A 19,354-nucleotide genomic window follows, 5' to 3' on the forward strand; every position below is an offset into this window, starting at 1 on the left:
GTTGCTACTCCTGAGCCCGAATGCTCTTGATTGTCTTGTCGAGGTCCGTCCAGGGTCTGGTCGGGCAGCTCTCGTTGCGCAAGTACTCGGCAATTGCGGCGAGGTGGGAGTCATCCAGACTGTCTGCGAACGCAGGCATGTAGTGGCTGGAAGCGGCGGTGGACATCGGGATGCCCTGCAGGATGGTTTGGATCAGGTTACGTGGCGAGTCCGCCGTCACTGCGCTGGTGTTTGCCAGAGCGGGCCTCGATTCAATGGCGCGCATGGGGGCGGCGGAGCCGTGGCAACTTGCGCAGGCACCGTCGAACAGCGACGCACCCGGCAACGCCTTGGCACTGGGCTTGGCCTCAGGGGAGCAGGGCGGTAACGTCACGTCCGAAGAGGTTTTTTTGAGGTCAAGAATATAGCGGGCGATGGTATGGGCATCTTCCACCGGCAATTGCGCAATGCTCAGGCTGACCGGCAACATCGGGCCCGCCGCCGCACTGTGATCTTCGGCGACCTTGCCCGTCAGATAGGCGACCAATTGGGCTTCATTCCAGGGGTGTTGCGCTTCGGCCATCCCGCGCAGGGAGGGGGCCGTCCAGCCGTCGACGATACTGCCGTTGAACAGTTCGCTGCTCTTCTCGCCGCCTATCAGATTCAGGGGCGAATGGCAGGATGAACAGTGTCCCGCGCCTTCGACCAGATAGCGTCCGCGGTTCCATTGCGCTGACCGGTCGGGAAGTGGTTCCAACGGATCCCCATGCAGGAACAGCAAGTTCCAGAAAGACACCAGCGCACGGAAGTTCATGGGGAAAACCATATGGTTTTCAGGTGCGGTGTATTTGACCGGGTCCACGCTCATCAGGAAGGCGTAGGCATCCGCGATATCGGCATCACTCAACTTTCGATAATGCACGTACGGGAAAGCCGGATAGAGAAAGTGACCGTCGCGGGCGATGCCTTCACGCATGGCTCGTTCAAAGGCCTCCAGCGACCACTTGCCGATACCGGTTTCCCGGTCCGGGGTGATGTTGGTGGTGAAAAGTGTTCCGAAGGGCGTTTTCAATGGCAATCCGCCCGCCATGTAATCGCCTCCTGGCCGCGTGTGGCAGACCGCGCAGTCTCCCGCTTCGACGATGCGCCGGCCTCTGTCCAGGGTTTCRCGTCCGGCACTCTGAGGCTGGCCGGCAGTAGCTATTTCCGGCCTCCACATCATCCAGAACGCGAACCCTATCCCCACCACGCCAAGCGCCAGAACGGCACCGATGATCGTCTTGCGCTTCATCGCCTAACCTCTCGAACTGAGTAAACGACAGATTTTTCAATCCGCCGCGTGCGATTGGCGTACGGCGACTTTCTGCTCAGAGAGCTTAAACAGGGCGCTTGTGATGGAGTACCCCATCAAGGCGCAACGCTACATTGCGCCGGGCGCATCGACGGCAGTGCGCCGGCGCGCAGATCACCTCATCGTTGCGTTTTGCGAAAAGCAACGTTGCGTGGCAGGCGGATTCTCCGGGGGGCGCCGGACGCTTACCTTGGGGATGTGAAAACATTCAACCAAGGAAACCGTCATGAGTTTGCACTCATCCACTATTCAGGTGACTTACGACTTCATCTGCCCATGGTGCTGGATCGGTGAGGTGAATCTCGAACGCGCGCTTGCCGCTTCGGTTTTTTCAACTGACCGCCAAATCAGTTTCCTGCCTTACCAATTGAACCCGGACATGCCTGTTCGAGGCATGGATCGTAAAGCCTATCGCTCTGGCAAATTCGGCAGTTGGGCGCGCAGCCAGGCCATGGACGCGCAGGTCACCCACGCCGGTAAGGCCGTCGGCCTTGGCTTCCATTATGAGCGTGTCGAAACAACCCCCAACACCATGGCAGCGCATCGGTTGGTATGGCGGGAGCAACAGGCGGGTAAAGACGCTTCATTCCTGGTCAAGGCCATTTTCAAGGCGTACTTCGGCGAGGGGCGGGATATCGGCGACCTTAATGTGTTGGCCGATATCGGTGGCGAAACAGGGCTGGACCGAGGAGCCATTGTCGACTTTCTCAACACCGATGAAGGCACTGCTGAAGTCTTGAAACTCGAAGAGCAAATCAAGGCGTCCGGAGTGCGCTCGGTGCCGAGTATTCAGATCGCGGATGACGTGATCAGTGGCGCGCAACCCAGCGAAATAATGATCCAGATACTGAAACGAAACCAGGCAGCTTGAGCCGCTTGTTCAATCCCGATCCATTCAGGAAATCATCATGTCTCGTCACTTGTTCAGCCCAATCAAACTCGGCCAACTCAACCTCAATCACCGTGTCGCCATGGCCCCTCTGACTCGCTCACGGGCGGGGCAGCCCGGCAACGTACCGACATCGATGAACGTCGAGTACTACCGCCAGCGCGCCAGTGCCGCGTTGATCATTACCGAGGCTACTCAGATTTCGCAGCAGGGTCAGGGTTACGCCTGGACGCCCGGCATCCATAGCGACGAGCAGATTCACGGCTGGAAAGCGGTCAGCGAAGCCGTGCACGCAGAGGGTGGGCGCATTTTCCTGCAGCTCTGGCATGTGGGGAGGGTGTCACACCCCGTGTTTCAACCCGACGGCGGCTTACCGGTGGCACCGACCGCACAGCCGGTCCCCGGCAAGACCTTCATCCTGAATGAGAAGGGTGAGGGGGTGTGGGGTGATGTACCTGTACCTCAGGAACTGGACATTCCGGGGATCGAAGCGATCGTTTCCGACTTCCGCAAGGCCGCGCGCAATGCGCTTCTGGCCGGTATGGACGGCGTGGAAATCCACGCGGGCAATGGCTACCTGCTGGACCAATTTATCAACAGCGATAGCAATCAGCGTAGCGATCGCTACGGTGGAAGTATTGAAAACCGTGCGCGGCTACTGCTCGAAGTCGTGCAAGCGGTGACCGAAGAAATAGGTGCCGAACGCGTTGCTGTGCGCCTGACACCGATGGGACGTTTCATGGGGATGGGCGATGACACCCCGGAACAGACCTTTGGCTACATTGCTTCCCGGCTCAATCAATGGAATCTCGCTTACCTGCACCTGGTGGAACCGATGATGGTCGGCACGGTGCTCGATGAAAGTAATGATCCGCGCTGGGAAGCCATCATCAAACAGCTGCGTACTGACTTCCACGGCGTTCTGATGCTGGCGGGTGGTTACACCGGAGAAACCGCTGAACTGGCCATCGCGCAGGGGCGTGCCGACCTCATCGCTTTCGGTCGCCCGTTCATTGCCAACCCCGACTTGCCCGCCCGCCTGCGCGGGCGTACCGAGCTCAACCTGGCGGACGGTAACAGCTTTTTTGGTGGCGATGCCAAGGGGTACATCGACTATCCGGCGCTGCCATAACGCAGCTCAAAACCGGTTGGTGTGGGAATCACCACTCTGCAAGGAGAAGGGTAATGAAGAGTCCGGATGTACCAAAGGCCCTGGTCATCGGTGGTTCTCTGGGAGGACTGTTTGCCGCCACGGCGTTGCGGGCGATTGGCTGGCAAGTCGATGTTTTCGAGCGATCCCCCGCGGCAATGGATAGCCGTGGCGGTGGCATTGTTCTGCAAGCGGATGTCTTGCAGCATTTCCGCTATGCGGGCATCCAACATACCCGTGCGCTAGGTGTCCGGTCCCATGATCGTTTGTATCTGGATCGAGCCGGTACCGTCGTGCATAAAGAACCGATTCCGCAAACGCAGACGTCTTGGAACACACTGTACGGCTCGTTATTTTCTGCATTTCCTGTCGAGCATTATCACCGTGGCAAGACGCTGGTGGATCTGGCTCAGAATGAGCACCGAGTGACCGCGTTTTTTGCCGACGGCAGTCGTGCCCAGGCAGACCTGCTGGTGGGGGCCGATGGTGCGGGTTCATCTGTGCGAAGTATAGTGTTGCCCGGGGCGCAACATAGCTATTCGGGCTATGTGGTTTGGCGTGGACTTGTCGATGAAGACCGACTTCCTGACTTCGCCAAGACGCAGCTTTACCAGGATTTTGTTTTTCAACAGGACCCTGGATCGCTGATGTTGGAATACATGGTGCCGGGCTTGAACGGCTCCGTTGATCCTGGCGAGCGCCGGTTCAACTGGCTGTGGTATTTGAAAGCCGCGCAAGGGCTGGAACTGGACGCCGTGCTCACTGATCGCGACGGCCAGCGGCGTAGCCACTCCATTCCACCGGGGGCTTTGGCTGCGGAGCAGGAGGCTTACATACGGGAAATGGCGGAGCGGCATGCGAACCCGGCTTTTCGCGAATTGATTCGCCAGACCAAGGACATTTTTGTCCAGGCGATCCTTGATCTCAACGTTCCTCAAATGGTGTTCGGACGTGTGCTGTTGACCGGCGATGCCGCTTTTGTGCCGCGACCTCATACCGCCGCAAGCACGGCCAAGGCGGCCCGCAATGCACTGTTCCTGGCGCAAGCAATCGACAACATTGGCGACCTCGATAAAGCCCTGCAGGCCTGGCAAAAACAGCAACTTGCAGAAGGCAGGCGCATGGGGGACAGGGGGGTGAGCATGGGCAATCGGATCATGGGCATCACTCCATCCTGATTCAGGGGCTCATATCGGGCTTGATCCACTACTGATTGAGCACAGCCATGCAAGACGTACGACGCCTGGTCATGCACAGTCGCTACCTTTCCTTTTCTATCCCGGACGCCGTTTATGGATAAGTTGCTGGCGCTCAAAATGTTTGTCGAAACCGTACGCTGTGGTGGTTATTCGTCAGCGGCGCGCAAACTTGGTATCTCCACTTCGTCTGTGACTCGGCAGGTAGCGGGGCTGGAAAGCGAGCTGGGCGCCAGCTTGTTGAACCGCACCACGCGCAACACAAGCGTCACGGTGGCGGGGCAGAACTATTACGAAAAGGCAGTGGTGATCCTCGAGGCCATCGACGAAGCGGATTCCGTCGTGACCGACCGTGGCAGCAAAGCTCAAGGACGCTTACGGGCCAGCGTCCCGGTGGAGTTCGGCCGACGCATCATCGCTCCTCATCTGGGGCGACTGCTGGATCGTCATCCCGGCCTGGAGATCAGCCTCTCGCTGAGCGACGAGGTCAGTGACCTGCTCAGCGAGCAAATAGATGTGTCAGTGCGTCTTGGTTCATCGGTCGTCAGTGATGACATCGTCAGCAAGCGCCTGGGCGATTTCCAGCGTTGGGTTGTGGCGAGTCCCGAATACCTGACGCGTACCGGACTGCCCCGACACCCCCGTGATCTGTTGGAGCATCAATGCCTGCGTTTTGATTACTGTACGGGCCACCACAGTTGGACATTCCAGGGCGATGAGGAAATCATTCGCTTGAATGTGCAGGGACGGCTGCAAAGTAACAACGCCGACATTCTGCGCGAGGCAGCGTTGGCCGGGGGTGGGGTGACGCTATTGGCTGATTGGCTGGTGCGAGACGATGTCAGCGCAGGTCGCCTGACGCGCGTGCTGGAGCAGTATGAGGTCAACCCTGGCAGTGCGAGCACTTGTATCAATGCGCTGTACCTGCCCAATCATCGTGGTTCCAGTCGCATCAATGTGTTCATTGAGTTTCTTCAGGAAATACTCGCCCCCTGAGCACGTCCTGTGCATTTGGCAAGCCAGCCCGGGCGTCATCGGTGTCATGGTTTCAGCTGAGCCGAATGTCCAGTGCGCGAAGATAGGTCTGCAAGCCGGCATCCTGAGTGGGGATCAAAAATGCTTCATGATCCGATTCGTTGAAATGAACGTGCCTCAGAACCTGCAGTGGGGATCTGTCTCAGTACACCATTTAACTTATGGGCGATGACCGATGTTCATAAGCGGCTGTAACCCTGGATTTTGAGACCCGTTAGCCAGAAACCGGGTTAGAGTGTTCATCAATATCTGTTCATAAGGGCCCTCCACTCGATTCGCGTAGTCGCGCCAAGCGGTTCCAGCGAACGAACAGGGCAAAAAAACCGTATATCAATCGTTATGTGAAAAATGAATCGTCCGCTGTTTGTTTCTCTAGATGGGCCCAAGGGAGCCGGCAAAACCACACTTTTGGAAGCCGTTACGAAAGTACTGAGGGCAGACAACAAAAAGGTGATCCGACTTTGCGAGAAAAAAAGCGATCCCTATAGGGGTGAAACAATGACCCTTGTGAACAAACTCGTCAGAAATCCCACCCGGAATTTGGAGTTGGAGGTTTGTGAGCGCTTTGCTGATAGCCGTACCTGGATTTCCCAGCACGTGCTGGCTAAACAGCCACCAGGCAGCATTATCTTGATCGATCGCTGGTACCCGTCTGATGCCGCGTTTCGCCGGATAGTCCCGTTTGCAGAGATTCTACAGTTGAACATCGATCGAAACGTGCGAGTGCCAGACCTGCATGTCGGGGTTGTCACCGCCCCTGAAATTTCATGGGCGAGGGCAGCGGCACGACGGCGTGGGCTGAGCAGTACTGTGATCCATAAGCTGGAAGAACATGTTGCTTGTACCAAGGCGTTCGAGCGAGCGATTGCAGATCACGGCTGGGTTTTATGCCGTAATGAAGGAACGATCGAAGACGCAACGATGCAGGTGATTTCTGAGATCTATAGCGTCCTTCGATGCCCCGTAGGCGAAGTTCGCTGCGCCGGCCTTGATGCGGTTGAGATAGCCGTAGATATAGATCGTTAGCAGGATCGAAGGGTTGATTTGTCGCCGCAGCGGTAGCCGGCTGATGCTTTGATCAGGGTGCCTGTCATCGAACTCTGAGCCGAAGTTTGCTGGAGCTGGGGTATTGAGTTGGCTCGAACAGGGATCGGGGATTGGTAGTGTCAGCGTCGTTTATTAACCGGAAACCGCTAACTTATTGATAATAAGACGTTACCGGTCAATTTTTGCAATTAGCCGGAAAAAACAACGAATATTTCGCAGTTTTTCCGGTTAATTACAGTATAGAGAGGATCTCTAGATCAACCGGGTAAATCTCGTTCTAATTCAGCCGCTTAAACTCTATGTAGGCATCTTTATCCGCACAAGCCGTAAGCCGTTCGCCCCATTAATGGCGTCGATGCTCACTCTCACGTCAATGAAATTCACTCAAATATCGGTGAAGTAACATTGGCTTCATACCAAGGGATAACACCGGCAGCGTACAAGCCTGAAACGTCAAACCATTTTCAGCATCATATTTTCTTTTTTTGCAATTAAGTTTTCGCCGCGAACTCTGCTGTGTAATTGCATCGCACATGACCACCAAATTGCATTGCTACTGACCAGGCATTTGCGTTCGTGGTGACCACCGTTTGCATCCGGTTGACCAATACACGCACAAGAGACAAGCGACAGAGAGGGGCTGGAGCAGTCACTCGAAAGCTTTACGCAGCTAGCGGCATGAGGCTTGTATTCGCAACAAAAGACTTAGCTTTCCGTTGCTGATTGGGTCAGAGGGATGGCCAGTCGAGCCAGCTCAATCCTTCCTTTGGCACACGCTCATAGAGTCAGGTGCGGCTGGTTCGCAAGCGCCAGCCAAGTAATCAAGTCGATACAAGCACTCCGTTACGTTTGACGAATAGCGTGCCCCTTCAAAGGATGACTGATCAGAACGCTGCTTTGAGAGGGCAGAAATTTTCACGTCCCGCATTCATGAATCTCCCTGAGCCACCACCCTCCAGTCCAAAACACAACCTGCGCCGCGCCTGTGAAGCGAACCTAAGCTAATGCTAAAAAGATATTTATTACTGTTTTTTAAGATCGTTTAGCTTCAAGCAAGGATTTTAGGTTCAGTCAGACATGGAGTGAAACATGGCGCACACACGAGGTATCACCTCCTTACCGACTCTTGATCTGTCATTACTCGATGGCACTGCGGCACAGCGTCAGGGGTTTCTTGACGACCTGCGTCATGCGGCACGGGATGTGGGTTTTTTCTACCTGACCGGCCATGGCATTGATGCCGATTTGTTGAAACAGGTGCAGAGCCATGCCCGCCAGTTCTTTGCGCTGCCGGACAGTGAGAAGACTGCCGTCGGCATGATCAATTCCCCACATTTTCGCGGTTACAACCGCGCGGCGTCGGAGATCACCCGTGGTAAACCGGATTTGCGCGAGCAGTTCGATCTGGGGGCAGAAAGGGACACATTATCGCTGGATGAAAGCAGCCCTTACTGGGCACGCCTGCAAGGCCCCAATCAATGGCCAGCCGCGTTGCCGGCGCTCAAGCCATTGTTGCTGGATTGGCAACAGGCCATGACCGGAATGTCGCTGCGCTTGCTCCGGGCTTTCGCCCAGGCGTTGTCGCTGCCGCAAGAATCATTCGATCAGTTGTACGGCGATAAGCCCAATGAGCACATCAAGCTGATGCGGTATCCGGGGCAGGCGCCAGATGAAAGCAATCAGGGCGTGGGGGCGCACAAGGATTCAGGTTTCCTGAGCTTCCTGCTGCAGGATCATCAAGCCGGCTTACAGGTGGAAATAGAGGAGGGGCGTTGGATCGATGCGCTGCCTCGGGACAACACTCTGGTGGTGAACATCGGCGAATTGCTGGAGCTGGCCACCAACGGTTATCTGCGCGCCACGGTGCATCGCGTGCTGTCGCCGCCCGAGGGCAGCGAGCGTTTGTCGATCGCCTTTTTCCTCGGTGCGCAACTGGACGCGGTGGTACCGCTTTACCCCTTGCCGACGGCGCTGTTGCGCAAAGCACGGGGCCCGGCGAGCGATCCCGGCAATCCGCTGTTTCGCGACGTGGGCTGGAACTACCTCAAAGGTCGCCTGCGTTCCCATCCCGATGTTGCCCAGCGATTTTACGGGGACGTACTGATCCCCTACGCACTCAGCGCCTGACCCTTTTACTCGATCAAGGATTACGAACATGTTCAAGAAAACAGGATTGACTCTGGCCGTACTGGGCGGGCTGGTTGCGTCTCTAAGCGCATTGGCACTGGAACCATTACGCGTGGCGGCAGACCCGGTGCCTCATGCGCAGATTCTGGCGTACATACAAAAAATCGACCCGCAGTTGAACATCAAGGTGATAGAGATCCCCAACGGCGTGAACTCCAATGAACTGCTGGCGCACGGTGATGTGGACGCGAACTACTTCCAGCACTTGCCGTATCTGAAATCTCAGGAGCAGGCCCTCGGCGAAAATTTCGCGGTGGCAGCAACGGTGCATATCGAACCGTTGGGGATCTACTCCCGCCGACACAAAAGTCTTGACCAGGTACCACTAAAAGGCACGGTGGCGGTGCCGAATAACGTCACTAACCTGAGTCGCGCGCTGTACTTGCTTCAGGACAATGGCCTGATCAAGCTCAAGGCCGGTTTCAACGACCCGGCCACTGACCAGGCAACACCCAAAGACATCGCCGAAAACCCGAAGCAGCTGAAAATCCTCGAAATCGAGTCGCCGCAGATTCCTCGCGCACTGGAGGATGTGGATCTTGCGGTGATCAACGGCAACTACGCGCTGGACGCCGGTCTGGCTCCGGCCACAGATGCGTTGGGCTTGGAAAAGGCCGAAGGCAACCCGTACGCCAATATCCTCGTGACCACGCCAAAGTTGCAGGACGACCCACGGATCAAACAGCTCGCCAAAGACCTGACGTCACCTGAAGTGGCCAAGTTCATTACCGACACCTTTGCGGGTTCGGTCATTCCGGTCGATCCGGTAACCGTGGTGGCCAGCAAGCCATGATTGTCGTCGAGCAGTTGAGCAAAACCTACTCGCCAGGGCAGGCACCTGCGTTGGACAACGTGTCCCTGAGCATTTCCGACGGCGCGATCTACGGGATTCTGGGGCGCAGCGGCGCAGGGAAATCGACGCTACTGCGTTGCCTCAATCTGCTCGAACGACCGAGTTCCGGGCGAATTCTGCTGGACGGTGAAGACCTGACAGCCTTGTCCGACCTCGAATTGCGCCGACAACGCCAGCGCATCGGCATGATCTTCCAGGGCTTTAACCTGCTGCATTCGCGCAACGTGTTCGACAACATCGCGGTGCCGCTGGAAATCGCGCGTGTCGATAAAACGCGGCGCCATGCACGGGTCAGGGAGCTGCTGGAACTGGTGGGCTTGAGCGATAAAGCCCGGGCGTTTCCTTCGCAGTTGTCCGGTGGGCAGAAACAACGGGTTGGCATTGCCCGTGCGTTGGCGGCGCGACCGGCTTATCTGCTGTCGGATGAAGCCACCAGCGCCCTCGACCCGGAAACCACGGCTTCGATTCTTGAACTGCTGCGCGATATCAATCGGCAACTGGGGTTGACCATCGTGCTGATCACCCATGAGCTGGACGTGGTCAAGTCCATATGTGATCACGCCGCTTCACTGGCCCATGGCCGGTTGGTCGAGGCGGGGCCGATCGCGCAGCTGTTGAGCAACCCGGATTCCAGCCTGGGCCGTTCACTGCTGCCGGGTTACTGCGCGCCTTTGGGCAAGGATGCACAAACCCTGGAATTGAGCTTTTTCGACAATCTGCTGGCCACGCCGGTGCTCAAGGAGTTGGTGCAACAACAGGGCGTGGAATTGAACCTGCTGGCCAGTGGCGTCGAGTCTATTGGAGGGCGCAGAGTAGGGCGTTTACGCATGGCTTTTCGGCAGCCCGGTGATGAGCTGAACCTGACGCGGGTGGTGGACTTTCTCAAGCGGCGTGGCGTCAGGGTGGAGCGTTCATGAACCGGAATATCGATTGGAGCGAAGTCGTTCAACTGGTGTTGAACGCAACCGGTGAAACCCTGTACATGGTGCTGCTGGCGGGTATTTTTACCCTGCTGATCGGCTTGCCCCTTGGTGTGTTGCTGTTCATCAGCCGCCGCGGTGGGTTGTACCCGATGCACAGACTCAACAAAGGCCTGGGCGGCCTGGTCAATCTTGGTCGCTCGTTGCCGTTCGTGGTGATGCTGATCGCGTTGATTCCGCTGACCCGGCTGGTAGTCGGCACAACGTTGGGAAGTACTGCTGCCGTGGTGCCCATTACGATAGGCGCCTTTCCTTTTTTTGCCCGAATTGTCGAAAACGCACTGGACGAAGTCGATAAGGGCCGCATCGAAGCCATCCTCGCCATGGGCGGTGATATTCGACATGTGATTTTAAAAGTGCTGCTCCCCGAAGCACTGCCAGCGTTGCTTGCGGGCATTACTTTGACCCTGGTGATGTTGATCGGATTCTCATCCATGGCCGGGGTCATTGGGGGCGGTGGGCTCGGAGACCTGGCGATTCGCTACGGTTACCAGCGTTTCAATAACCAGGTGATGGTTGCGACTGTGGTGGTGCTGGTGATTCTGGTTCAGAGCGTGCAAAGCCTTGGTGATCGACTGGTGCGTTCATTGGCTCATCGACGATGACTTTTTTCGGAATCCTGTTGCGGAGCTGGGCGACATGACCAATCCTCACTCGCGAGCAGAGTACGACAGGAATATCCGAGAGGCTTACATCGACGACTTCTACGTTGCATATCTTCGAGATCCAGTCGGAAACAAGATCGCGGTTTTCTTTAATGGCTGATCTGCGAAGTTGAGCCAAACGCACTCGGAAAATGGAGCGCGAGAGTGTCGTAGGCGTTTCTACTAGCCTTCGATCGACCGGAAGAAAATACCGTCTATTCGTACCCCTAACGCGTGGATATCCTTTCAAGAAACGAGAGGAATCGCCATGTCAAACATCCGACAACAACCAGATCGAGAACTTGATCCGGCCGTGGGCGTTATCGCAGATACGGAGGAGGACAGCTGTAGAGGCATATCAGTAAGGGGTAGCCAAATTGGTAGTATCTGTCACAGCGATGTAAACGAGAGCTTAGCGCACGCCGGTAGCAATAATCCTACGTGGCGAAAGAACATGATGGTATGAAAACTCAAACTAATAGCCGCAAGCAACTCTCACTTTTTTTAGGGCGAGTTCAAGCGTTTCAACAGGCACCGATCCCAGCGCCACGCGCAGCGCATTAGGCGCATGGGATGCAGCAGAAAACGGCTCTGCTGTCGTGACCAAAATGTTGTCGCGCCGCAATGCAGCAGCAATGCTCTCGGCCCGCATGTCTTCGGGCAATGGTAGCCACAGGAAGTAGGCGTTTGGATGCGCGATCAGGTTGATGCCTCCGAAAATGCGTCGGGCAAGTCGTTGTCTATTCGCGGCGTCTTTGCGCTTCAATTCTTCCAGGTCATCCACCACGCCTTCTTCGATCCAGCGACACCCCAGTTCGACGGTGATCGATGGCGAACTCCATGTGGAGGCTCGCACGGCTTGCTCGAGCGCAGGGATGAGCGATACAGGCGCTGCGATGAATCCGATTCGCAAGCCCGAGGCGACGCTTTTGGAAAGGCCGGAAACGTAGATCGTGCGATTCGGTGCGAGCATGAACAACGGCTTCGGCGCCGGCTCAGCTAGAAACGCATAGGCGCCGTCCTCGATCAGCGCAAAATCGTGTTCCTCGGCCAGCGCTACCAAACGCTTACGGTCGGCGGCTGGCATGATCGATCCCAGCGGATTGTGTAGGGTTGGCATCGCATAAAACGCACGTACGGGACGCCGCTTGCAACTTGCCGCGAGCGCATCGAGATTGGTCTTGCCGTCAGCCAACGGTATAGGCAGAAGCTCAATGYGATGGGCGACGGCCAGCGCTTTAATGCCCGGGTAGGTGAGCGCGTCGACAGCGAGTACATCGCCCGGCTTGAGTATCGCCATCATCGCGAGCGCCAGCCCTTGCTGCGCGCCATTGACGATCAATACCTGCGATCCGGGGACTCGAATCCCTCGATTGCGAAGATGTATCGCAGCGACTTCTCGTTCATGCGCACGCCCGCCATGGGGGGCGTTGCGCAACAAGGCGTCCAGATCGCCCGACGATGCGAGGCTGCGCAGTGCCTGCCTCAGCAACTCTGCTTGCCCGGGAGCCGCTGGATTATTGAAGGTCAGGTCAATTATTCCCGCTTCGAATGCCGGTTGCAGACCGAGGTCGCGTGGAAGAGATGTGTCGCGCACGAAGGTGCCACGCCCCATTTCACCCACCACCAGGCCCATCGATTCCAACGTGCGGTAAACGCGAGCTGCTGTCGCAAGCGCAATGCCATGTTCGCTCATCAATGTGCGTACCGTCGGGAGTTGGGTTCCAGGGCGTAAACGTCCGCTACGAATGTTATCCGCTACCTGGTCAGCAATGGTTTTGTACCGTGGCATCGTCATTGAATGTACCTAGAACAATTCTTTGTGTGTATCAAGTGGCGAGCGTAGGCTCCACTACCTCACAAAACAAGGAGGCGAGCTTGGCGCGCAGGACGCAACCGTTCCAGTGGCGTCGAATCGATTGAGACATGTTCAGTCACGTTACTGTGGGATGCACCGACCTCGAAAGAGCATCGGCTTTTTATGACGCCGTGCTTGCGCCACTCGGGCTGATCCGCCGTGTGGTGACCCCGGATGGAGGCCCCGCCTCGGCTTGCTGGGTGCATCCGACGCGCACACTGCCCAGGTTCTATGTCTACTTGCCGCGTGATGGCCTTGCGGCCACGCCGGGCAATGGCAGCATGCTCGCGTTTCATGCCGAAACGCCCGACAGCGTACGCGCGGCCTACACCGGGGGGATTCTGCAGGGAGGTACTGATGAAGGCACTCCGGGTGAGCGGCCCTGGTATGGCGAGGGCTACTACGGCGCCTACCTTCGAGACCCTGATGGCAACAAGCTTCACATCGTCTATCGCGGCGATCTGGAGCACACATGGTAGAGCCATCGACGCTACTGCTGTTTGCGGGGGCGGTGTGGCTGTTGCTGATGTCTCCCGGCCCCAACATGGCCTTCGTGATTGCGCACGGCGCGAGCTACGGCTGGCGTGGCGGCGTCGTTGCTGCATTGGGAATTGGCGCAGCTGACCTCGTGTTGACCGCGCTCACCGCAGCCGGTCTCACGGCCGCAATAGCGCAGTGGCCACCGTCGTTCGACCTGATCCGCTGGGCCGGTGCGTTCTATTTGCTTTGGATGGCCTGGAAGGCCATACGGGTTCGTGCCGGACTTCCACTACACTCCACCATCCAGGCCTCGCTGATGTCGGTGTTCATCCGTGCGATGCTGAACTCTTTGCTCAACCCGAAAGCGCTGCTGTTCTTCATGGTGTTTTTGCCGCAGTTCGTTGTTCGGGGCAGTTCTCCGGTCGCACAGCAAATCGTGACGCTGGGGCTGGTGTTGACACTGATCGCGACCTTTTTCCACGTCTCGCTGGGCCTGGTGGGGGGAATGATCCGGGGTTACGCGTCCCACAAAGGCGAGTCCGCGAAGTGGCCGTCGCGGGGCCTGGCATTCGTATTGGTGTTGCTTGCGGTTCGCCTGGCGTTCACGTCGCGGCCGGCATGAATTCTGAGTCGGACAGGGATGAGCCCATGCAAAGCCTTAACATTAAGCACACTGACAGGCAGCGCTGGTTAGCGCTGTCCAGGATCAACACGCTCTCGGCGTTATCGCAGATCGTGCAAATCGGTACGATCACGCCGCTGCTTTCGCTGTCGCTGGCGAGCCAAGGCGTTGAGCCGGCAAGGATCGGGATTGTCGTCAGTGCTTCATAAATCGCGATCCTAATGCTTTACAAGATAGTCCCGCGTCTACTGGCCAACCTGGGTCTTGTGAAGTCCAATGTACTCAGTGCGGCGTTAACCGTTGTTGCATTGGTCGGGATGACACTGACGAGTCAACTGGCAATGCTCTTCGCCCTGAACTTTATGCTGGGCATAGGCTTGATACTGCGATGGATTGCCTGCGACACATGGATCGTTTCAGTGCCGGTTATGCGGAAACCTCGTCGGTTTCATTCCTTGCAGGCTATAGCCTATCGGCGGGATACGCGCTGACTGCCGCCACTCTGTTGATCTCGGTGTTTGGTATTGGCGGAACCGCTCTACAGCTACCGATCGGCTGGATGGCCGACCGCAGCTCATACTCCAAATTGGAGGAGGGATACCGCTCTTATACTTACTTCCAGTCCAAGCCATCTACCGCAAACTCCATCGTGCGATTGCCTTCCTTGTAAAACTGAGCCTCGATATAAATCTTGTCGACCTTACGCAGTTCGCTGACGAAGCTGTTATAGCCCTGAATGAAAACGTAGGTGCTGTCGTTGTCGCTCGGCTCTCCTGCGGAGAATTGCTTAGGTTTTCCGTTCCCGAAGCGCACCGACACACTGCATCCGTTGTAGGAGTTGCAGATGAACTGGCCCTTTTGGATGTGCAGAATCACGTCCTGACCCCAACGCGGGTGCTTGCGCAGTTGGAGCATGGCTTGTTGCGCTCCGCCGTAAGGGAAGTCGAACGACAATCTGTTGGTCGACCTAATGAAGGCTGTCGTGACCGGCTTCTGGCTCATTGAATCTTGCGTGGTCTCATAATCCCAAGCCTCTCCGGAAACCCTGCGCTGCTGAAACTCATTTGTCTTCTTGATCTCCTGGGAAGCCGCCGTGAGCTTGTCCGTGTACTCCTTGTTGCCTGGGTAGAGCGCCAGCAGGGCCTTGTAGGTCGTCTCCTGGCCGGCGTAGTCATTCTTTCCCAGTTGCGCGAGCTTGGCCATTAGAGAGGCGGTCTGCTCGTCTCTGGCGATGTCCTTAACCTTTGCATCGACTTTAGCGAACATGGCATCCACGTCGGCATCACCCAGGCCCTTGTACTTTTGCAGCAGACTCCTGGCTTCAATGATCTTCTTCGCATCCAGCAACTGCTGAAACTGGGTAGTGATGGCTGGCTTGTTTGCAACCAAATAGTCCGTATCCACCTTCTTCTGCTCGACCTTCTTTTGAGCCGCTGCCGTCTCCGCCGCCTTACTTTCTGCGGTGATTTCATTCCTCACGTGATTGGAGAACAGGAGCATCCCTGCGACCCCAAGCACAACGGCGCCGATCACACGAACAGAGGGCTGGAGATCAAACTGAAACTTCGCCATGAGCATGTTGCATAACGGTGGCAGCAACAAAATGGTCGCGATCAGGAGTGGAATGGCAGCCACCGGGGCCTGGAAGATGACCGTCAGCGTCCATGAGGCGAAAATCAGACCGAAGACCCAGTAGAGCAATGTGCCAATGAACGACTTGGCCTTATCAGCCAATGGCACAGGTTTAGGGCAAGCCGGCTGCACCGGAACAACGACCGTCGCCAAGCCTTCAGTCCAGGAAATCGGCTTACCATCCGGAGCATCCGTCTCGTCGATATCGAAAACCATTGGGGCCGGCACTATCAATGGCGATGCGCAATGTGGACATTTGCCTTGCATGCCGGCCATCTCCTTCGAGACTTGAATCGGCTTGCTGCACTCATCGCATTTGAAATTGATCATGGTCATCCTTGAGTGGTACTAAACCCAACACTTCAGGTTAGATGATGGCTATATGCCGGTCAATTGAAGCTGCTTTTGAGTCCGTTTCGAAGTGCTTACCCCTATACGGTTAAGTAGCCGCTCACGCGAAGAAGCGACTGCATTATTGCCGGCGACAAAACGAAAAAACCCTTATACCCCAGCCTTCGATACCTCCTGGCCGGCCTTAAGATTTTGCTTCCAGCCAGATTTCTAAAACAACCAAAATGCAGCGGCTCCCATGCCGCCATTGGCAGCATTCATGCGTATTTTTTAACTGCGAAGAAATTGTGACAGAGCGAGCTGTCTAGTCTTCATAATCTAAGATGCTGTATGAAAGCCTTCGGCCGTGATTAGACGTATCCGTCCGGCCAATACACCTTCCCGACTCAACCGCCGAAGGCCATGGTGTCCACCTAATTTAGGTGCACACCATTTCTGGCCCATCAGGCGGATTTCTCAAGTGCCTGCGTAACGGGCAGCCTGCACGAAGGTAATCTAGTATCCCCAGGGAGCCAAGTCGTACCCGGCAACGTCAGGGCCGGGGCCGGGGCATCTCTGTCGGCCGAGGGATGGGGAGAGCTACCCACTACTGTAAAACGATCAATTTGCTTTGGCCACAAAACAGCGGCTCGAAGTGGTGTTGAGTCTCAGCCCCCATGACGAAGCCACAATCGAGCTTCACTCTGGCCCCATTCGGCAAGCTATCTCCATCATCTAATGCGAACTGCACACGATCCGTAGTGACCATAACGCCGATGTCGGTTCGAACAGTCATCGACTCATCAAGAACCAATGCGCTATATCCAATCTTGGCAGGAGGCTTGATTTGTTTTAGCGGGTCATCAGCTGCAAGTGTGAATACTCGCCCTGTAAACTGCATGGGATTTGGGCCAGATTGCGTCGGTGGCGTCTCAGCAGCCGAGACTGCAAACGAAAACAGCGCCGGAATTAGCAAGAGTGATTTCATGAGTTTCCTTTAAGGGCAGGGAATCGAGGGCATCCCCGAATATATGGCCAAAAGCTACTCTCGGAGTCAATGGCTCGCCTAGGAGCGCGCCGTCTAGGCAGCCCATCTTGCACGCCTAAGCCGGTTGCCACCTATGCGGCAGCAGCTCTGCAATCTCACTCGCCCGCTGCGTCGGCAACCGCGTCAGCACGTCCTTGAGATAGGCATATGGGTCATGCCCATTATTGCGGGCCGACTGGATCAAGCTCATCAGCGCAGCAGCGCGTTTGCCACTGCGCAGCGATCCTGCAAAGAGCCAGTTCTTGCGCCCCAGCGCCCACGGCCGGATCTGGTTCTCACACCAATTGTTATCGATGGGTACAGCGCCGTCATCGAGGTAACGTGACAGTGCCATCCAGCGTTTGAGGCTGTAATCCAAGGCTTTGCTGATGGCCGACCCGTTGTGCACGATGTCGCGCTGGGCGGTCATGCACCAGCACTTTCATACGAGTGGCACGGCGGTTGGCGAACAGATAAGCACAGTGCGGCTTCGCCGCACCGAACACTGCAATCACCCTGGCCAGCGCAGTTTCAGCGCCGGCACGCATGTCCATGGGCTCGGTGGCGAGCCAGATGGCGTCGATGCGAATCATTGAGTGAGTCCACGGACAAAGCGGGCGCAGCCTTCAGGATCGGACGTTGGCCATTTCACCGTGATCAATTGCTCGCCAAGCGGCAACTCAATGGTCGCCAACGCTTCCACCTGCCGTTTAGGCGTAGCTTTCAACGGAACGAAAGCCGGCAACGCCGCTGGTAGCTGATCTCGATAAAGCGGTAGCCACTTGCGGATAACGTTGGCATTGATGCCGTGGCTGATGGCAACGCTGGATAGGGTTGCGCCCGGTCGCAGACATTTCTGAACAACCTGGGCCTTGAAGGGTTTCGGGTAAGAGTTTCGTTGGCGCATGAAAATCCTGACGTTAAGGGCGATCGCGTCCGCTTAAAAATACGCGGACACCATCGTCCTTAATGCTGGAGTTCGGAAGGTGTGTTGGCTGGACGCTTACGACGAAGGCGGCGGCGGAAGCTGTTGATCGAGTGTTTCGACCAGGGTTCAAGTACATCAAAGCCGAGGTGCTTCTGGTTAGCCTTTGCCAAAAAGGCGAGTACACGGAAGACCTCTTCGCGATCTCCCAATCGTCTGCAACCGAAAAGGTAATGGGCGTATTGGATGCCATCAATGGCAGGTGGGGCAGGGGGACGATGCGTATTGCGAGTGTGCCAACCGATCCCGATTGGGGGATGCGCCGGGAGATGATGAGTCAGAGCTTTACGACGCGCGTTGATCAGCTTTGGATGGTGCACTGCAAGTAATCACAGGCAGCTTAGGTGGCGCATACCAAGAGGTAATAGGCGTCACAGCGAACCTCGGAGACGCTCAACGAAATTCCAGATGCACGTCTATCAGGTTTAGGGTTATGTCCGAGGAGCTATCTCATCGAGAACGCATGCCCGTATCTGTTCCATTTTTTTCCGTTGTGCATCATCAATCTCAAAGTAGGTATCACAAATGGGGTCAGCCAAGACCAGTTCGTTCGTCCCTGGGCGCAGCATGATGTTATCAAGCTTGATGTCTGCCATAGCCTCATGCGTTGAGGCGAACGCTGCCATGGTGGCGAGTGTCTTGAGCAGGCCACTAAATTCAGATCCCTCATTGGCAAGCTCAACGCAACGGTAAGCAAATTGCTCTAACTCATCTCCAGATAACTGGGGTTCGTCATCCGTCAGTTCGATGAGCAGGGCGTCCAGCTTCCGGGTCATCGCATCAGACGGATCGAGATCTTGCAGCCACTCCACTTGTGCTAGCCAGTAGAAGTCTTCTTTGTCCTCGTCCGAAGGAGCGACGGGGCCGAAATCCTTTATCACTCGAGGCACATGTGGGTTCCCCAAAGCGGACTCAATTGCCACGAAATTATGTCCGCACCCTTGTCGCGTCAGACGGTAAAGCCGATCTTCGCTGCTAAATAGCATCGTGGAAGAGCCGTACCCGAAATTCTCCGCTGAATGGAGCGGAGAGCGGCTCAGAAGATAATCAATATAAGGGCCTTGAAAGAGGAGGCTCATAGCGAACTTCCTTATTGTCTATGTCTGGCA

At 56.3% G+C, this 19,354-nt stretch carries 20 protein-coding genes and 3 pseudogenes; 14 read left to right on the top strand and 9 right to left on the bottom strand.

The genetic code is table 11. The features are described from left to right. Positions 1 to 4: 4 nt before the first annotated feature. Positions 5 to 1,270 (bottom strand): cytochrome c, encoded by a 1,266-nt coding sequence (locus AC1DWG_RS18500; RefSeq protein ID WP_477765037.1) that lies wholly within the window; start codon positions 1,268 to 1,270, stop codon positions 5 to 7. Between the two features lie 286 nt (positions 1,271 to 1,556). On the opposite strand from AC1DWG_RS18500, the gene AC1DWG_RS18505 reads away from it, so the two are divergent. The 4 genes from AC1DWG_RS18505 (at position 1,557) to AC1DWG_RS18520 (ending at position 5,561) form a co-directional block, all read left to right on the top strand. Continuing rightward, a complete protein-coding gene (locus AC1DWG_RS18505) occupies positions 1,557 to 2,201 on the top strand; it encodes a DsbA family oxidoreductase (protein ID WP_477788140.1) in 645 nt (214 codons plus the stop codon). 37 nt (positions 2,202 to 2,238) lie between these two features. Next, a complete protein-coding gene (locus tag AC1DWG_RS18510) occupies positions 2,239 to 3,351 on the top strand; it encodes an alkene reductase (protein ID WP_477765035.1) in 1,113 nt (370 codons plus the stop codon). Between the two features lie 53 nt (positions 3,352 to 3,404). Then, complete coding sequence (locus tag AC1DWG_RS18515; RefSeq protein ID WP_477788141.1) at positions 3,405 to 4,547, top strand: FAD binding domain-containing protein; 1,143 nt, start codon at positions 3,405 to 3,407, stop codon at positions 4,545 to 4,547. A 114-nt stretch (positions 4,548 to 4,661) separates the two neighbouring features. Next, a complete protein-coding gene (locus AC1DWG_RS18520; protein WP_477765033.1) occupies positions 4,662 to 5,561 on the top strand; it encodes a LysR family transcriptional regulator in 900 nt (299 codons plus the stop codon). Between the two features lie 52 nt (positions 5,562 to 5,613). Here AC1DWG_RS18520 and AC1DWG_RS18525 read toward each other — a convergent pair. After that, positions 5,614 to 5,715: pseudogene (locus AC1DWG_RS18525) on the bottom strand (cupin); the annotation flags it as partial. A 130-nt stretch (positions 5,716 to 5,845) separates the two neighbouring features. On the opposite strand from AC1DWG_RS18525, the gene AC1DWG_RS18530 reads away from it, so the two are divergent. From AC1DWG_RS18530 to AC1DWG_RS18555, 6 genes are all read left to right on the top strand, one after another. Beyond that, a complete protein-coding gene (locus AC1DWG_RS18530; protein WP_477754948.1) occupies positions 5,846 to 6,088 on the top strand; it encodes a hypothetical protein in 243 nt (80 codons plus the stop codon). Beyond that, on the top strand, positions 6,009 to 6,626 hold the full coding sequence (locus tag AC1DWG_RS18535; protein ID WP_477788194.1) for a nucleoside/nucleotide kinase family protein: 618 nt from the start codon (positions 6,009 to 6,011) through the stop codon (positions 6,624 to 6,626). Before AC1DWG_RS18530 ends, AC1DWG_RS18535 begins: the two co-directional genes overlap by 80 nt. 1,110 nt (positions 6,627 to 7,736) lie before the next feature. Next, positions 7,737 to 8,774: an isopenicillin N synthase family dioxygenase gene (locus AC1DWG_RS18540; protein ID WP_477788142.1), complete on the top strand. Its 1,038-nt coding sequence runs from the start codon at positions 7,737 to 7,739 to the stop codon at positions 8,772 to 8,774. A gap of 28 nt (positions 8,775 to 8,802) precedes the next feature. After that, positions 8,803 to 9,627, top strand: coding sequence for a MetQ/NlpA family ABC transporter substrate-binding protein (locus tag AC1DWG_RS18545; protein ID WP_477788143.1), 825 nt, complete (start codon positions 8,803 to 8,805; stop codon positions 9,625 to 9,627). Continuing rightward, the gene (locus AC1DWG_RS18550; RefSeq protein ID WP_477788144.1) at positions 9,624 to 10,604 is read left to right on the top strand and encodes a methionine ABC transporter ATP-binding protein; all 981 of its coding nucleotides are present in this window, start codon (positions 9,624 to 9,626) and stop codon (positions 10,602 to 10,604) included. Before AC1DWG_RS18545 ends, AC1DWG_RS18550 begins: the two co-directional genes overlap by 4 nt. Continuing rightward, positions 10,601 to 11,272 carry a methionine ABC transporter permease gene (locus tag AC1DWG_RS18555; RefSeq protein ID WP_477788145.1) on the top strand — a complete coding sequence of 224 codons (672 nt, stop codon included), beginning with the start codon at positions 10,601 to 10,603 and terminating at the stop codon, positions 11,270 to 11,272. Before AC1DWG_RS18550 ends, AC1DWG_RS18555 begins: the two co-directional genes overlap by 4 nt. Before the next feature lie 514 nt (positions 11,273 to 11,786). On the opposite strand, the gene AC1DWG_RS18560 is transcribed toward AC1DWG_RS18555, so the two are convergent. Beyond that, positions 11,787 to 13,109: an aminotransferase-like domain-containing protein gene (locus AC1DWG_RS18560; protein WP_477788146.1), complete on the bottom strand. Its 1,323-nt coding sequence runs from the start codon at positions 13,107 to 13,109 to the stop codon at positions 11,787 to 11,789. Positions 13,110 to 13,237: 128 nt separating this feature from the next. Here AC1DWG_RS18560 and AC1DWG_RS18565 point away from each other — a divergent pair, with 128 nt between their 5' ends. Genes AC1DWG_RS18565 through AC1DWG_RS18575 form a run of 3 tightly spaced genes read left to right on the top strand, consistent with a single transcriptional unit; the run spans position 13,238 to position 14,480 of the window. Then, positions 13,238 to 13,648 carry a VOC family protein gene (locus tag AC1DWG_RS18565; protein WP_150658083.1) on the top strand — a complete coding sequence of 137 codons (411 nt, stop codon included), beginning with the start codon at positions 13,238 to 13,240 and terminating at the stop codon, positions 13,646 to 13,648. Beyond that, the gene (locus AC1DWG_RS18570) at positions 13,642 to 14,271 is read left to right on the top strand and encodes a LysE family translocator (protein ID WP_477788147.1); all 630 of its coding nucleotides are present in this window, start codon (positions 13,642 to 13,644) and stop codon (positions 14,269 to 14,271) included. The genes AC1DWG_RS18565 and AC1DWG_RS18570 overlap by 7 nt, the downstream gene beginning before the upstream one ends. Positions 14,272 to 14,297: 26 nt before the next feature. Continuing rightward, complete coding sequence (locus AC1DWG_RS18575) at positions 14,298 to 14,480, top strand: hypothetical protein (protein WP_477788148.1); 183 nt, start codon at positions 14,298 to 14,300, stop codon at positions 14,478 to 14,480. A 403-nt stretch (positions 14,481 to 14,883) separates the two neighbouring features. Here AC1DWG_RS18575 and AC1DWG_RS18580 read toward each other — a convergent pair whose 3' ends face one another. From AC1DWG_RS18580 to tnpA, 5 genes and pseudogenes are all read right to left on the bottom strand, one after another. Further along, entirely contained in the window at positions 14,884 to 16,233 is a 1,350-nt protein-coding gene (locus AC1DWG_RS18580) for a hypothetical protein (protein ID WP_477788149.1), read from the bottom strand. Positions 16,234 to 16,840: 607 nt separating this feature from the next. Further along, positions 16,841 to 17,221: a hypothetical protein gene (locus tag AC1DWG_RS18585; RefSeq protein ID WP_477788150.1), complete on the bottom strand. Its 381-nt coding sequence runs from the start codon at positions 17,219 to 17,221 to the stop codon at positions 16,841 to 16,843. A gap of 115 nt (positions 17,222 to 17,336) precedes the next feature. After that, positions 17,337 to 17,690 (bottom strand): annotated as a pseudogene (locus AC1DWG_RS18590) (IS66 family transposase); the annotation flags it as partial. Further along, positions 17,590 to 17,853 (bottom strand): IS66 family insertion sequence element accessory protein TnpB, encoded by a 264-nt coding sequence (gene tnpB / locus AC1DWG_RS18595; RefSeq protein ID WP_477788151.1) that lies wholly within the window; start codon positions 17,851 to 17,853, stop codon positions 17,590 to 17,592. The pseudogene AC1DWG_RS18590 and the gene tnpB, both read right to left, overlap by 101 nt. Continuing rightward, complete coding sequence (gene tnpA, locus AC1DWG_RS18600; protein ID WP_477788152.1) at positions 17,850 to 18,167, bottom strand: IS66-like element accessory protein TnpA; 318 nt, start codon at positions 18,165 to 18,167, stop codon at positions 17,850 to 17,852. The genes tnpB and tnpA overlap by 4 nt, the downstream gene beginning before the upstream one ends. A 95-nt stretch (positions 18,168 to 18,262) precedes the next feature. Here tnpA and AC1DWG_RS18605 point away from each other — a divergent pair. Beyond that, positions 18,263 to 18,574 (top strand): annotated as a pseudogene (locus tag AC1DWG_RS18605) (DUF4113 domain-containing protein); the annotation flags it as partial. Positions 18,575 to 18,676: 102 nt separating this feature from the next. Here the strand turns inward: AC1DWG_RS18605 and AC1DWG_RS18610 are convergent. Further along, entirely contained in the window at positions 18,677 to 19,324 is a 648-nt protein-coding gene (locus AC1DWG_RS18610; protein ID WP_477788153.1) for a hypothetical protein, read from the bottom strand. Positions 19,325 to 19,354 lie beyond the last annotated feature (30 nt).

Source organism: Pseudomonas sp. P4_B3 (assembly GCF_056402295.1).